The sequence below is a fragment of the Parabacteroides sp. PF5-9 genome, from assembly GCF_029893105.1.
GTDB lineage: Bacteria > Bacteroidota > Bacteroidia > Bacteroidales > Tannerellaceae > JARXWG01.
Genome location: NZ_JARXWG010000005.1, coordinates 1 through 14,763, shown reverse-complemented (window position 1 = coordinate 14,763; position 14,763 = coordinate 1). Strand labels below are relative to the sequence as shown.

12 protein-coding genes are annotated in these 14,763 nt (G+C 40.9%); 5 read left to right on the top strand and 7 right to left on the bottom strand.

The features are described 5' to 3' along the window. Positions 1–63: 63 nt before the first annotated feature. Positions 64–732 carry an RluA family pseudouridine synthase gene (locus tag M2135_RS04170; RefSeq protein WP_280747345.1) on the top strand — a complete coding sequence of 223 codons (669 nt, stop codon included), beginning with the start codon at positions 64–66 and terminating at the stop codon, positions 730–732. A 6-nt stretch (positions 733–738) separates the two neighbouring features. On the opposite strand, the gene M2135_RS04165 is transcribed toward M2135_RS04170, so the two are convergent. Continuing rightward, positions 739–1,413 carry a peptidylprolyl isomerase gene (locus M2135_RS04165; protein WP_280747344.1) on the bottom strand — a complete coding sequence of 225 codons (675 nt, stop codon included), beginning with the start codon at positions 1,411–1,413 and terminating at the stop codon, positions 739–741. 170 nt (positions 1,414–1,583) lie between these two features. Between M2135_RS04165 and dnaG the strand changes: the two genes are divergently transcribed. The 3 genes from dnaG to M2135_RS04150 are packed head-to-tail and all read left to right on the top strand — an operon-like array spanning position 1,584 to position 5,889. After that, on the top strand, positions 1,584–3,659 hold the full coding sequence (gene dnaG / locus M2135_RS04160; protein ID WP_280747343.1) for a DNA primase: 2,076 nt from the start codon (positions 1,584–1,586) through the stop codon (positions 3,657–3,659). A gap of 11 nt (positions 3,660–3,670) precedes the next feature. Beyond that, positions 3,671–4,585, top strand: coding sequence for an ABC transporter ATP-binding protein (locus M2135_RS04155; protein WP_280747342.1), 915 nt, complete (start codon positions 3,671–3,673; stop codon positions 4,583–4,585). Then, a complete protein-coding gene (locus M2135_RS04150; RefSeq protein ID WP_280747491.1) occupies positions 4,585–5,889 on the top strand; it encodes an ABC transporter permease in 1,305 nt (434 codons plus the stop codon). The genes M2135_RS04155 and M2135_RS04150 overlap by 1 nt, the downstream gene beginning before the upstream one ends. A 59-nt stretch (positions 5,890–5,948) precedes the next feature. On the opposite strand, the gene M2135_RS04145 is transcribed toward M2135_RS04150, so the two are convergent. From M2135_RS04145 to M2135_RS04120, 6 genes are all read right to left on the bottom strand, one after another. After that, the gene (locus M2135_RS04145; RefSeq protein ID WP_280747341.1) at positions 5,949–6,509 is read right to left on the bottom strand and encodes an STM3941 family protein; all 561 of its coding nucleotides are present in this window, start codon (positions 6,507–6,509) and stop codon (positions 5,949–5,951) included. 3 nt (positions 6,510–6,512) lie between these two features. Then, positions 6,513–6,806 (bottom strand): PG0541 family transporter-associated protein, encoded by a 294-nt coding sequence (locus tag M2135_RS04140; protein WP_280747340.1) that lies wholly within the window; start codon positions 6,804–6,806, stop codon positions 6,513–6,515. A 91-nt stretch (positions 6,807–6,897) separates the two neighbouring features. Further along, complete coding sequence (locus M2135_RS04135) at positions 6,898–10,038, bottom strand: efflux RND transporter permease subunit (protein WP_280747339.1); 3,141 nt, start codon at positions 10,036–10,038, stop codon at positions 6,898–6,900. A gap of 15 nt (positions 10,039–10,053) precedes the next feature. Further along, positions 10,054–11,073: an efflux RND transporter periplasmic adaptor subunit gene (locus M2135_RS04130; RefSeq protein WP_280747490.1), complete on the bottom strand. Its 1,020-nt coding sequence runs from the start codon at positions 11,071–11,073 to the stop codon at positions 10,054–10,056. Positions 11,074–11,105: 32 nt separating this feature from the next. Beyond that, the gene (locus tag M2135_RS04125) at positions 11,106–12,500 is read right to left on the bottom strand and encodes a TolC family protein (protein ID WP_280747338.1); all 1,395 of its coding nucleotides are present in this window, start codon (positions 12,498–12,500) and stop codon (positions 11,106–11,108) included. 41 nt (positions 12,501–12,541) lie between these two features. Next, a complete protein-coding gene (locus M2135_RS04120) occupies positions 12,542–13,153 on the bottom strand; it encodes a TetR/AcrR family transcriptional regulator (protein ID WP_280747489.1) in 612 nt (203 codons plus the stop codon). Between the two features lie 365 nt (positions 13,154–13,518). Here M2135_RS04120 and M2135_RS04115 point away from each other — a divergent pair, with 365 nt between their 5' ends. Next, entirely contained in the window at positions 13,519–14,424 is a 906-nt protein-coding gene (locus M2135_RS04115; protein WP_280747337.1) for a helix-turn-helix transcriptional regulator, read from the top strand. Positions 14,425–14,763: the final 339 nt, after the last annotated feature.

Sequence of the window (14,763 nt, the reverse complement as noted above, 5' to 3'; positions counted from 1 at the left end):
TGAAGAATTAAGGGTTGTATAAACAGGCTTGATTCTTCATTTTAATTTTTAATCTTTTTTCCGGTGGAAATACTTTACGAGGATAATCATCTGATAGGCGTTAGCAAGACGTGTAATGAAATTGTTCAGGGAGACAAAACGGGCGACATCCCTCTCTCTGAGCAGCTAAAAGAATGGTTGAAGGCGAAATACAATAAGCCGGGCAATGTCTTTGTGGGTGTGGTGCATCGTTTGGATCGTCCGGTAAGCGGGATTGTGTTGTTTGCCAAAACGAGTAAGGCTTTGTCGCGTATGAATGAACTTTTCCGTACAGGTGAGGTGAAAAAAACATACTGGGCAATTGTTAAGAACAGACCTCCGAAGGAAGAGGGGGTACTCGAAAACTGGCTGGTGCGTAATGAGAAACAGAATAAAAGTTATGCGTATGATACCGAAAAGCCACATTCGAAAAAAGCGATCCTTCATTATAAACTATTGGCACAGTCGGAGAATTACTATTTACTTGAGATCGATTTGAAAACCGGCCGCCATCATCAGATCAGGGTTCAACTGGCCAAAATGGGCTCACCCATCCGAGGTGATCTGAAATATGGGTACGACCGTTCAAATAAAAACGGCGGGATCAGTCTACATGCTCGCCAGGTTGCATTTGTACATCCGGTATCCAAGCAACCGATCGAACTAATTGCTCCGTTACCGGATGAACCATTGTGGGGTTGTTTTAAAAGCTAACAATTGTTATTTCTCGACCACTTTAGCCGATTTGATAACGACATCTTTTAAAGGGCGGCTCTCTACGTTTATGTCTACTACTTGGATTTTATCAACCACTTTCATACCGCTGATCACTTCTCCGAAGATCGTATATTGTCCGTCCAGATGAGGCGTCCCACCTTCCAGCATATATCCCTGACGTTGTTCGGGAGTAAAGGTTTTATTTTCATTTTTCTCCAACTTATCCAGTTCCATTTCCGTCAGATGTTTGCCTGTGACAATATAGAACTGAGAAGCTGAGGATGCCTTTTCCGGATTTTCTTCATCGGAGGTGCGGGCGGCACAGAGCATACCCCGTTTATGGAAGTATTTCGGATAAACAATTTCGGCCGGAATGGTATATCCCAAGTCGCCATCACCCAGTTTGGCATCAGTAGGAGCATCTTTGGAGTTCGGATCACCTCCCTGTATCATGAAATGACGGATTACCCGGTGAAATAAAAGCCCGTCATACACTTTGTCGTTCACCTGTTTGATGAAATTATCCCGGTGCAGGGGAGTATCATTGAATAACTTCACTTTGATTTTTCCCATACTGGTATCCATCAACACAACTGTTTCTTTTTCCTGAGCTGTCAGCGGACTTACAATTAATCCACACACACCAATCAGCATCCATGTAAGTAGTATACGTCTCATATGATTATGTTTTATGTCTGACAAAGGTAATAAAAATTCAATCTCTTAATTCTGATGAACAGGTAAATAGCATATTCAAAAAATCAAGTCGTCTACTTCTTTAATATTGTGTCTGGGATGTTTACGTCTAAGCGGAAATAATCGTACCTTTGTAAGGCTAAAACAGAACCGTGATCGATCAACTCACTATAGATCGTATACTGGATACTGCAAATATTTATGATGTGGTTTCCGATTTTGTGACTCTTCGTAAGCGAGGGGTCAACTATGTTGGTCTTTGCCCTTTTCATACCGATAAGACTCCTTCGTTTTATGTGTCGCCGGCTAAAAATATCTGTAAATGTTTTGCCTGTGGTGAAGGAGGAACGGCTGTTCACTTTATCATGAAACATGAACAGTTGACCTATTTTGATGCGTTACGTTTTCTGGCTAAGAAATACAATATCGAGATTCAGGAACGCGAGTTGTCGGATAAGGAGAAACAGGCCAGAGGAGATCGCGAAAGTATGTTGATTGTGAACACGTGGGCACAGCACTATTTTTCAACGCAGCTTTTCGAAAGCAGTGAAGGAAAAGATATCGGTTACCGCTATTTTATCGAACGTGGTTTTCGGGATGATATTATCCGAAAATTTCAATTAGGGTATAGCTTGGATCAGCGTGATGCGCTTTATAAATCAGCGACGAAAGAGGGGTATAAAAAGGATTTTCTGGAGCGAACCGGCCTGATCATTGCCTATGAAAACGGGAATGTGAATGATCGCTTTCGCGGACGTGTCCTTTTCCCCATTCATACGATCAGTGGAAAGGTGATCGCTTTTGGCGGACGAACGTTGAAGAAGGATGACAAGACTGCAAAATATGTCAATTCCCCGGAAAGTGAGATCTATCATAAGAGCAATGAACTTTATGGGATCTATTTTGCCAAACAACCGATCGTAAAGGCCGACCGCTGTTACCTGGTCGAGGGGTATACGGATGTGATATCCATGCATCAGGCCGGTGTAGAGAATGTTGTCGCTTCATCGGGAACTGCTTTGACACATGGACAGATTCGTCTGATCAAACGGTTTACAAATAATATAACCGTACTCTACGACGGGGATGCTGCCGGGATAAAAGCGGCCATTCGCGGGATTGATATGTTGTTGGAAGAGGGAATGAATATTAAGGTTGTTCTTTTGCCCGACGGAGAAGATCCCGACTCATTTGCCCGTAAACATAATGCCACAGCTTTTAATGAGTTCATTCGGAAGAATGAAGTGGACTTTATCCGTTTTAAAACGAAATTGTTACTGGATGAGGCGGCTGGAGATCCGATAAAACGGTCGACTCTGATCAATGATATTATCCAATCCGTAGCGATTATTCCTGATAATATAGCCCGTTCTGTCTATATCCGTGAATGTAGCAGAATGTTGGAGGTGGATGAACGATTATTATTGAATGAGGTCAATAAGATACAGCTTAGGAATAATGAAAAACGAGTTTCTTCACCGGTATCCCCGAACGGATCGCAGACGGCCTCTTCGGGAACGAATAATTTAAACCAGGGAGAGGTCGGGACAACACCTTCTCCTCCGGACGATTTGCTTCCTCCACCCCCAGAGGATTATCTGGCAGATGGAGAGTCTTCGCCTATTTCTTCAGATAGTGTTCAAGCAACTACGATGCTCAAACAGTCTCCGTTCGAGTCTTATGAAATTGCGTTATTGCGTTATGTAATCCGGTATGGAGAGAAGGTATTGTATGATTATATCGATGAAGAGACGAAAGAAAAGATCGTCTGGCGTGTGGCTGATTATATCCTTTTTGATTTGGAACGGGATGATCTGAGTTTCCAGACTCCACTGTTTAAAGCCATATTGGATGAGGCCGCCTTAAAATGTAAAGAAGAGGAATTTAAAGCCAGTCGTTATTTTCTGGCGCATCCCGATCCGAGCGTTAGCCGTTTGGCGGCCAATCTGATCAGTGAGAAATACCAATTGAGTAAATATCATACGCGTTTTCGGGAGATAGAGCAGGAGGAGGACAAATTGGAACAGATCGTACTTAAAGATATCTATGCGTTGAAAGACGCTTATATTTCTCATCAGATCAAAGAGACTCACGCGCAGATCAAAGAGGCTCACGCCAACGGTGATCAGGAGAAGGTGATCGCGCAGATGATGCGGCTGACCCAGTTGAATGAAATAAAAAATGTTCTTTGTAAGGAATTAGGAGAACGTATTGTCATAAAAATGTAATTCAAATTAGAATGTTTTTTTTAGAAACGGAGGATATAGTCAAGCAATATGCGGCTCATCTGGCTTTGGATCATGTAAGTATCAAGGTTCCTCAAGGAAAAATATTTGGTTTATTAGGACCGAACGGTGCCGGAAAAACGACTTTGATCCGTATTATAAACAGGATTACAGCGCCAGATAGTGGTACGGTCAGGTTTAATGGTCATGAATCCCGACCGGATGATATTTATCAGATAGGGTATTTACCTGAAGAACGTGGACTCTATAAAAAGATGAAAGTCGGAGAACAAGCCATTTATTTGGCTCAACTCAAAGGACTTTCTTACCAAACGGCTCGGGAAAGGCTTATCCGTTGGTTTGAGAAATTCGAGATCATGCCCTGGTGGAATAAAAAACTGGAAGAGCTATCCAAAGGAATGCAGCAGAAAGTACAATTTATTATCACGATTATTCATGAGCCGGCTCTGTTGATTTTTGATGAACCTTTTAGTGGTTTCGATCCGATTAATGCGGAGCGCCTGAAGCAGGAGATATTGGAATTGAAAGAAGCGGGGCATACCATCATTTTTTCAACCCATAATATGGCCTCTGTGGAAGAGATTTGTGATGAGATCGCATTGATCAATCATTCGAAAGTTGTTTTGTCGGGTAATGTGACAGAAGTGCGTAACCGGTTTAAAACGAATAATTTTTTATTGAAAATAGGTTCGGGATATACGGTGTTGCCAGATTGTTGTACCGTTTTATCGGAGAAACAGCAAGGAGATATAACGGAATTGTATATTCATAAAAGAGCTGAGATCAGTAATTCCGAATTATTAACAATATTGGCTTCAGGTTGTGAAATCTTTTCTTTTGAAGAAGAGGTTCCTTCGATGAATGACATTTTTATTCAAACGGTATCTGCCACTAACACCATACAATGATGAACAAAATCGGGTTAATTGTTAAACGGGAATATTTACGCAGAGTCAATAAGAAGTCCTTTATTCTACTGACAATATTTATGCCTTTTTTGGTGGTCGCTTTGATCTTTGTACCCCTATGGCTGTCGACAATAAAAGATGGGCAAGTGCGAACGGTTGCTATTGTAGATGCTACAGGTAAATATGCCCCTTTGTTTGAAGATACGGAAAGCTTCCGTTTTATTCAGAGTGAAGAGTCGCTGGAAAGCTATCGTAAAAATCCGGATAAGGAGATATTTGCTATTCTGAATATTACCGATGATTTGCTTCTGCAGCCCAAAGCGGCATTTCTTTATTCGGAGAAACAGGTGCCTGGTGAGTTAAGTCGGTTGGTCGATCAAACAATCCGTAGGCAAATGGAACAAGATAAACTTGCGACATTCAATATCCCCAATCTGCAACAGATCATTCATGAGAGCAAAGTGGATTTTCAGATCCAGACGATGAAGTGGAGTGATGACGGCAGCGAGAAAGCCTCTTCGGCAATGGTCGCTTCCATTGTTGGTATCATTTTTACGATGATCGTGTATATGTTTATTATGATCTATGGTTCGATGGTCATGCAAGGCGTCATGGAAGAGAAAACCAATCGGATCGTAGAGGTTATGATCTCTTCTGTACGTCCGTTTGATTTGATGATGGGTAAGATTATAGGTATTGGATTTGTTGGGTTAACACAGATTTTTTTGTGGGGAATACTGACCATGATTCTGTTTCTTATAGCCAGTTTGGTTATGGCAGGAGAGGTTAGTTTCAATGCCACAGATATGCTTGCTATGCAGCAGGAGATGCAGACTGCCGGATTGACACAGGGAGCAGAATGGCTTGAAATGATCTCTACGATCAATTTTACGGAGATCGGGATTTATTTTGTTGTCTTTTTTGTCGGCGGGTATATGATGTACGCTTCTATATTTGCTGCTATCGGTTCATCTGTAGACAGTCAGGAAGATACACAACAATTTCTAGTACCCATTACGCTTTTTATGGCATTTGCGTTATATGCCGGTATCTATAGTATGGACAATCCGGATGGGCCTTTGGCATTCTGGTGTTCAATGATCCCATTTACATCACCTATTGTGATGATGATCCGTATTCCTTTCGAAATACCGTTATGGGAGAAGTTGTTGTCGGTGGCTATTCTGTATCCTTCTTTTATCGCAATCGTCTGGCTTTCGGCAAAAATATATCGGGTAGGAATCCTGATGTATGGCAAGAAACCGAGTCTGAAAGAGATGATTAAATGGATAAGATATAAATAATACTTCTTCCGAAACATACAGAAAGAGGGTATCCACAATGGGTACCCTCTTTCTGTATGTTACTGTTCTTTCTCTGAGTGAGTCTCTTTATACTGATTGTATTTGCAGAATATAGCGTCTTTTAACTGTTCAAAGGTACAATTCAAAGCCCTGTTGGAAAAACAGATCGGAGAACCGTAATACTGTAGTTTCAAGTCCAGTGTCCTACGTTTGCTACGGCTGATTTCCCGCTGGATATACTCGTTGGGATTAGAGACTATCAATACCATATATTTCCAATCCGGCTTTCCCAGATCGGACATGATTTTGATACTTTCAACATCTTTCCATAAAACTGTTCCAATATTATTGCCCGTAGAAATATCGTTGACCCCTTCATCAGAGATATACATTCCTGTAAATTTCTCTTTCCGCAATTGGTAAAGACTACCCAGGCAGAAAGCGACGACCAAAAAAGAAACTAATCCCAAAAGAAGTAAGATAAATTTCCCCTGTCCAAAGCCAAGTATATGCGACAGGTATATTTCCAAGACCCCACACAGAAGAGAGAGGATTGCGATTAAAAACAATCCTCTTACTTTCTTCCTGATTAATGTGAACCTGATTACATTTGGGATCATGGCTTAAATCGTTTGTTCGATGTTCCATACAAAAGCGCGTAATCCCTGTGCTTCTGTCTGTTTATCCAATTTATGGAGTAAATCCAGAAAACCAGCTACCTTTTGATCATCCACGATCGCCATGATCGCTGAATTAAGTGTTGGCCATGCATGACTGCCGAAATGGGGCTCGCCGGTTTTACTGCCACGTCCTTGTACTGTTTCCCAATGAGTGAATCCGCGGATATTATTGCGATCCATAATGGTTAGAATCATCTCGTAATATGCTTGATTAAAGGATATAAATACAGCTTTCATTCTTCTAATTATTAATGATTAATTATTAATGATTAATTATTAATGATGAATGGTAAATGTGTTATTAATCATTCACCATCCATCATTAATTTTAAAGTTCTTCCAAATGACGGAGTTTGGCAAATTTTCTGCGTCTGCGTTTTACCCCATTACCGGCAAATACACTATATACAACCGGTACGATAATCAGCGTAATCAATGTAGATACAGCTAATCCCCAAGCAACTGTCATCCCCATAGGGCGCCACATTTCAGCACCTTCACCAGTACCTATAGCCATAGGGATCATCCCCAAGACCGTTGTTAATGTAGTCATAAGCACCGGACGAAGACGTGACTTTCCTGCTGCTACAGCCGCTGTAAGGATACTCATTCCACGTTCACGGCAGAGGATCGTATAGTCGATCAACACAATACCGTTCTTTACCACAATACCCAGCAACATGATAACTCCGATGAGTGCCATTACTCCAAGAGGTGTTTGGGTAATAGTCAATCCGAGAATCACACCCACAAACGCAAATGGGATGGAGAACATAATAACAAATGGGTCGACAAGTGACTCGAATTGTGCCGCCATTACAATGAAAACCAGGATGATGATTAGAAGCATCAATACACCTAATTCCTGGAAGGTATCCTGTTGATCTTCATATGTACCACCCAGCTGCCAGCCGATACCTGACGGAATATCCATACTGCGCATTTCACTATTTGCCGCAGCCACCACGTCACTCAATGTAGCGGTAGGTCCTACCATTGCAGAAACAGTGATTACACGTTCACGGTTTTTGCGTTCGATAGTCGGAGGGGTCATACGCTCAACAACCGTACCAACGTCGCGGATGCGAACACCTTGCCCCAGGTTATTGTACATAATGATATTTTCTATACTTTCCAATGATTGGCGGAATTCGGGTGCATAACGGACACGGATATCATATTCATCCCCATCCTCACGATACTGTGATGCCAATGACCCATTGATCCGGTTGCGCAGATACATCGAAGCGGTCGTTACATTCAATCCGTTCAATGCCAGTTTTTCACGGTCGAAGTCAACCTGGTATTCCGGAATATAATCTTCACGGCTAATGTTTACCTGCGAAGTCCCTTTGTAATTACGCATACGTTCGGCAATCTGGTTAGCTACCATATCAGTCGCTTCAAAGTCGAAACCGTAAATTTCAATATCTACACTCGTTTCACCTCCCATCGACATACCACCACCGGCAAGTACTTCGTATTTTTTAATTTCACTATATTCTGCCAGATCCTGACGGATCAGATCACAAATCTCAATCAATCCCCTGTTAGAACCACTTTTCTCCAGGCGGGAACCAACACTATAGAGACTGATGTTGAATTCAATGATATGTGTACCACTAGCACTTAACTGTCCGAAGGTATTATCTTCTCCGGCTTGTCCTTCGCTGAAGTTTGACACTTCAATCTCAGGATATTTTGCTCGTAGTTCATTGTCTATCCGGATCGCCAGTTCACGTGTGATCTCCTGTCGTGTTCCAATAGGCAACTCAACATTGACTGCGATACGGGCATTATCCTGAGTCGGGAAGAATTCAGTTTTTACTAACGGGAGTAAAAACATGGCTCCAATAAATATCAGAAAAGCACCTACGATAACTGTTTTCCTGTGACGCACTGCCCAACTTAAGAATCGGGCATAGTAGATATCCAATTTGTTCAATGCTTTTTCTATCGGAGTGAAGAACAGGGTATACAATTTCCCTTTCTTCGGATCTAACCGAAGCATTTGTGAACAAAGCATAGGTATCAGTGTCAATGCCGCTATAGTAGAGATAATCATAATGATACTAACGATCCATCCTAACTGTTCAAATAAGATACCAGCCATACCGGTTACCATGGTTAATGGTAAGAACACCGCCAACATGGTCAATGTAGAAGCAATAACCGAGATTGCCACCTCATTGGTTGCATGTACTGCTGCTTGTTTCGGTTTGCTGCCTCGTTCAATATGGGTGGTAATGTTTTCTAAAACTACAATAGCATCATCCACTACCATACCGATAGCAATGGAGAGTGAACTGAGTGAAATAATATTTAATGTATTACCCGATGCCAGCAAATAAGCAAAAGCGGCGATCAATGAGATCGGAATAGTCAGGATAATAATAAATGTAGCTCTCCAACGTCCCAGGAAGACAAATACGACAAGCATAACGATGATGAATGTCACCATGATTGTTTCGACCAAACTCTGGATCGTATTAGAAATATTCGTGGAGGTATCCACAATAATACCCAGTTTGACGTCGGAAGGTAAGCTGGCCTGCAACTCCGGAAGCATGGCGTTCACCTTATTCGCAATTTCTACAGAGTTGGCACCCGATTGTTTCTGAACAATGATCATCCCTCCGCGTTCACCATTGTTGTAGGCTTCCTGAGCGCGTTCTTCCACGGTGTCCTGAATACGGGCAACGTCACGCAGATAGATCGTCCGTCCGTTCGATGTTCCGACCACGAGGCTCTCCATCTGTTTGGCATCGGTAAATTCACCTTGTACGCGCAATGAATAGGTGTTGGAACCGATATCGATGCTACCGGCCGGGGTATTTCTGTTTTCTTGTCCGATAACTGAAGAGATTGTTTCGATAGTCAGACCGTAAGCTTCCAATTTGTAAGGATCACAATAGATCTGTAACTCACGGATCGGAGTACCGGAAATAGACACCGCTCCAACCCCGCTGACACGTGCTAACGGGTTCGCAATCTTCTCGTCCAGGATTTTGTATAAAGCGTTCGTGCTCTCTTCCGCTGTCACCGACAGGATCAGGATCGGAATATCGTCTGTACCGAATTTGAATATAATCGGATTATTTACCGCATCCGGAAGAGCCGATTCCACCATGTCCAACTTATCCCTGATGTCATTGGTGGCTACGTCGATATCTGTACCATACTCAAATTCCAATGTCACAATAGACATGTTCTCCTTGGATTGAGAGGTGATATTTTTTAAGTTGCTCACACTATTAAGTGTGTTCTCTAACGGCTTTGTTACGTTCATTTCTATATCTGAGGCACTTGCTCCACTGTAAGCCGTCATCACCATAATCATGTTGGTTTCGATTTCCGGCAGCAAGTCAACAGACAATCGTGTTAAAGAAAAAAGTCCCATAATTACGACAGCCACAAACACAAGAGCTGTAGTAACCGGCTTTTTTACCGCTGTTCCATATAAACTCATATTTTCCTACTTTACTTAGTTTTCAACCTCTACTTCTTGTCCGTTTGTTAAACGGCTTAACCCTGTTATAGCTACCCGGTCTCCGTCGGAAACACCGGATAATACTTCATAGCGATTGCCCATGCGACGTCCTAATTCCACTTTCTGATAGGAGACAACGCCGTTTTTATACACATAAATGTAGCGGTCACCTGATCCGGTCTGCTTAACAATCGCTTGGTCGGGAACAACTACATGATCCAATGCGCCAAAGGTCAATTGAATGCGTGCAAACATTCCGGGACGAACACGTTCGTCATTATTGTTAATTCTCACCTCAATAGGGAAAGTACGCGTGTTAGGATCGATTGTTGGGTGTATCAGATGTATTTTTCCTTGGAAAACTTCATCTCCGTATACGTCCAGTTTGATTTGAACATCCATCCCTTTTTTTACATAGACAAAATACTGCTCCGAAACATGTAACATCAGTTTAACCGGGCGAATCTCTTCGACCACATAAACAGGTGAGGCACCGTACATATCCCCATTGTCGTAATTGCGAGCGGTAACAATGCCGTTAATCGGACTGGTTAGTTTATTGTTCTCTTCCAGATTTTTGAGTATGGCACGGTTGACTTCCAATTGCGTTTTCTGTGCATCCCATGCCGATTTAGACGCTCCTCCTACTTTATACAGCTCATCGATGCGTTTGAATTCCGTCTCCAGATTCTCCAGTTGCAATTGCGTCTGTTTCAGATTGGTGGCATCCATGGTGGCCAGTAGTTGTCCGGCACGTACATGATCACCGACTTCCACATGCAATTTTTGAATACGCACGGGTGATTGAGGGGCTATGTTGTTTGTAATGTTGGCCTCTACAGTTGCTGTAAAATCGGCAATCTGATCTACATTTTGCAAATGTACGGTTTCCAGTTTTACTTTTACCTTTTCATCCTTTGTCTCCACATTTTTACTTTCACCTCCCGAACAAGAGATCAATAAAGCAAGTATTGTAGCAGTTGGAATCAATTTCAACAAATTGTTCGTTTTCATTTTATCATCAGATTTTATTGTTGTTCTCATTTTTAGTTTTGTTTACCAAGTGTTTTTTCCAAATCAGATTTGGCCACCATATAGTCATAAATGGCCTGATTAAAGTTTAGCTTTGCCTGAGTCATCGCCAATTCAGCATCGTTTAACTCCAGAAGAGTACCTGCTCCTGTCTCATACCGTTTTTGAGCAATGGTATAGCCACGTTCAGCCTGTTTGACCCCTTTTTGTGAGGCATCAAATCGTTTGATACAAGTAGACATGTTATCCATATATTGCTTAACAGCCAACTGCAGATTTCTCTCCGTATCTTCCCTTTGCAGATTGAGTTGGAGCATAGAGACTTTAGATTGTCGCACATTATTCAAACGGCTTCCTCCCGAAAACAGAGGAATACTAAGCGATACTCCTAAAATAGAGTATGGATTCCATCTGTAATCTTTAAATTTAAAGTCGTTATTCATCGCACTCCATTGATACATCGAAGTCAGTGATAATGTCGGTAAATAGTCGAATTTCCGCATGGTCAATGTCTGTTTTAACTGATTGACCTGAATATCCATCTGTTTAAGAGTGGTATTCTCTCCCAAAGAGGTATCAGTAGATAGATAGTCGCCCAGCAAATTCGACTCAAAATCGGTTAATTGACCCTCACAGGCAATCGACAGATCAAGATCCATCCCCAGTAGTGCCTTTAACTGCCATTTCGCCAGTGCTAATGCATTCTCAGCCTGTAAGACATTCGGTTCGGTATTTTTAACAGTCACATCAGCGCGAATCAGATCGTATTCGGCGACTGTCCCTTGCTCATATTTCTGTTTAATGTCCAGGTAATTCTTCATGGCATTATCGAAACTTACTTTAAAAACTTCGTAAGAATCATTGGCCAACAACACTCCGAAGAATGCTTTCTTGACCTGATTGACCATATCGATTTTAGAAGAGCGAGCCTGTTCTATAGCCAACTCAACATCTAATCCGGATAACGCAAGGCTTTTCCATAATGACGCATTGATCAGGGGCATACTCGCTGAGAATCCCATGCTCCAGTTGTTGTCACGCCCTACTTCGAAACCATCGTTGCTGCCGGCAGAAGCTCCAGCATCTCCTCCTTCTTCTCCACCCATACCAGGTATACTACTCATGTCAAAATCCATATACATCACCTGCTTTTTCAGCGTGCGTGTATAATCGGCGCTAAAACTTATTTGAGGAAACAGAGCGGCATATGCCCCTTTTTTGGCATATTTTTTCTTCTCGATTTCCTGATCGGCGACCTTCACTGTCGGATTTTCACTCAACGCAATCTCTAGTGCTTTTTCCAAGTCGAGCACGATCGGTTGTTGTGCGTTGAGCGTTGTTAAAGCTAAAGACGGCAGTATGAATAATACTACCCACATCATCTTTTTGTTACACACTAATCGTTTCATTTAAATACAAATTAAATTTCTAACCTATCTACTTTTTTACCTTAATTCTGAATGATGTTCAATTGTTTTTTTCTAATCCAGCTATCCAGAATTACCCGTCCTTTATCTGTGCATATTCCCCTAAGAAAAGTGAATAACACCGTATTATATACATCCGTATTGGAATGTTTTGAAAATGACTTTGAAGGGTGGAGCATTTTAAATTGTTCTTTGGCTAATAATGCCATAATTTCAAAATTGACCTCTTTTTGAAATACTCCTTCTTTTACTCCTTTGTCAAACAGTGAGATACAAACCTCTGTGAATTCTTCTTTCTCTCCATTTTTCATCTCTACCGCTTTGGGATAGCGTTTCAGATCTTCGTAGAATTTTCGACTGTACCATCTGGGGCGCTCCATTGCTTTTTGGTGAAATAAAATAATAATATCAACCGCAGTATATGTCCCTTTCTTCAATTCTTTGAAATATTGCTTGAGTTGTTGATTGAGGTAGAGTAAACTTTCTACTAACAAGGTCTCTTTATCATCAAAAAAACTATATAATGTACGTTTGGAAATGCCCATGTTTCGAGCGATATCATCCATACTCACACTTTTGATACCATACTGTGAAAATAGATCCAAAGCCATTATTATGATCTGGGTTTTAACAATTGTCATTTTATAACTCCATAATTTATATCTTTAAAATTAATACCGTAAAGGTATCGCTCTTCTATCCTGTGTACAAAGAGAAACCGTTTATCTACTTAGAATTATCGACGAATAGCGGATTATTATCGACTAAATACCTGAATTGAAAAAACAGTTTTATTGACTTTTTTATTCCTGTGGCAAAGTTCTGTCAATAATTGGAAACCGAAAAGGTTTATTCTGTTACAGGATTGGTCAAAAAAGAAAGACAAAAAGGACTTTCTTTTGCTTTTAAAAGAAATAAATCTATATTTGTTGGTCGAAAACGAAACTGTTATGGTCTCTTTTCTATAACTATATATAATCAAATCAATAAATTAGGCAAAATGGAGAAGCTCCCGATTATAGAAATGGCAGAGTTGAATGATCACATTATAGGAAGTGATAATTTTCAAGACGTGTTTACGATTACAGATCTTGATGCAGGAGTTTCAAACCAAGAACTTTGTCATGAAGGGTATACCTCTCCCATCCGCTTGAATGCGTTGTTTATGATTCTGGTTCAACAAGGCACAACAGAGGTCAGCCTGGATTATGTCCCCTATACACTAGGGGCGAATAGTTTTTTGATTATTATGCCGACACATATTTTTCAAGTGGCTAAAACAAGTTCTGACTTTAAAGGGATATTATTAGCTGTTGACAAATCATTTTTAGAAGATTGTAATCCGGCCAAACGGAGCCCTTCTATGATGAATTATATGCAATTACGCAAGAATCCGTGTACAACATTCAATCAAAACGACTCTTTGCATATTGCCGACTGTTTCAATGCGTTAAGAGAAAAAATCAGATTGCGCACGCATTCATTCCATAAAGAGGTGATGCAAAATGCTTTTGTCGGTTTTTTATTGGAAATTGCCAATATTATGGTCGAAAAGAAAGACGTTATGCATCGAACGACCCTTTCACGCAAAGAGGAAATTCTCAATATGTTCTTGCAATTACTTTTCGAACATGTGAAGGAGCATCATGTCGTTACGTTTTATGCAGATAAATTATTTATAACTCCCCAATATTTGTCACTGGTATTAAAAGAATTAACAGGGAAATCAGCCAATAAATGGATCGATGACGCCTTGGTTGTTGAAGCAAAAATCTTATTGAAAACCCCTCAGATTACTGTCCAGCAGGTGGCCGACCTATTGAACTTCTCTGATCAATCGACTTTTGGGAAATTCTTTAAAAAACATATTGGAATGTCTCCAATGGAATACCGAAAATCGTCTTAATCTTAAGACAGCTTGAGTTATAAGAAAAAGTATTCAATCCGAAGAATATGTGAAGATAGTGAAGGCGAACGCCACAGGGATTTGGCCTTCGGAAAGTCTTCAAACATTACCCAATATAAAGATCACACAAACTGTTCCCATCTTCCACAATCTGAAGATAAATTTTTATATTGAATTCGCATTAAAAACAAGAGAATATCAAACAATAAACCGTCACGTCGCTGTCGGTTTATTTGACATATTATGTCCCGTCCTAAAATTGGTTGTCAAGTTTGACTGTTTCTAAGTTTCGAAAAAGACCAAAACACTCATGGTCCTTAAAAGAGTTTACAAACATAG

Bases quoted from the DNA above. Each gene is read 5' to 3' on its own strand.
- M2135_RS04165 (WP_280747344.1), bottom strand. From the start codon at position 1,413: ATGAGACGTATACTACTTACATGGATGCTGATTGGTGTGTGTGGATTA.
- M2135_RS04155 (WP_280747342.1), top strand. From the start codon at position 3,671: ATGTTTTTTTTAGAAACGGAGGATATAGTCAAGCAATATGCGGCTCAT.
- M2135_RS04150 (WP_280747491.1), top strand. From the start codon at position 4,585: ATGAACAAAATCGGGTTAATTGTTAAACGGGAATATTTACGCAGAGTC.
- M2135_RS04145 (WP_280747341.1), bottom strand. From the start codon at position 6,509: ATGATCCCAAATGTAATCAGGTTCACATTAATCAGGAAGAAAGTAAGA.
- M2135_RS04140 (WP_280747340.1), bottom strand. From the start codon at position 6,806: ATGAAAGCTGTATTTATATCCTTTAATCAAGCATATTACGAGATGATT.
- M2135_RS04135 (WP_280747339.1), bottom strand. From the start codon at position 10,038: ATGAGTTTATATGGAACAGCGGTAAAAAAGCCGGTTACTACAGCTCTT.
- M2135_RS04130 (WP_280747490.1), bottom strand. From the start codon at position 11,073: ATGAAAACGAACAATTTGTTGAAATTGATTCCAACTGCTACAATACTT.
- M2135_RS04125 (WP_280747338.1), bottom strand. From the start codon at position 12,500: ATGAAACGATTAGTGTGTAACAAAAAGATGATGTGGGTAGTATTATTC.
- M2135_RS04115 (WP_280747337.1), top strand. From the start codon at position 13,519: ATGGAGAAGCTCCCGATTATAGAAATGGCAGAGTTGAATGATCACATT.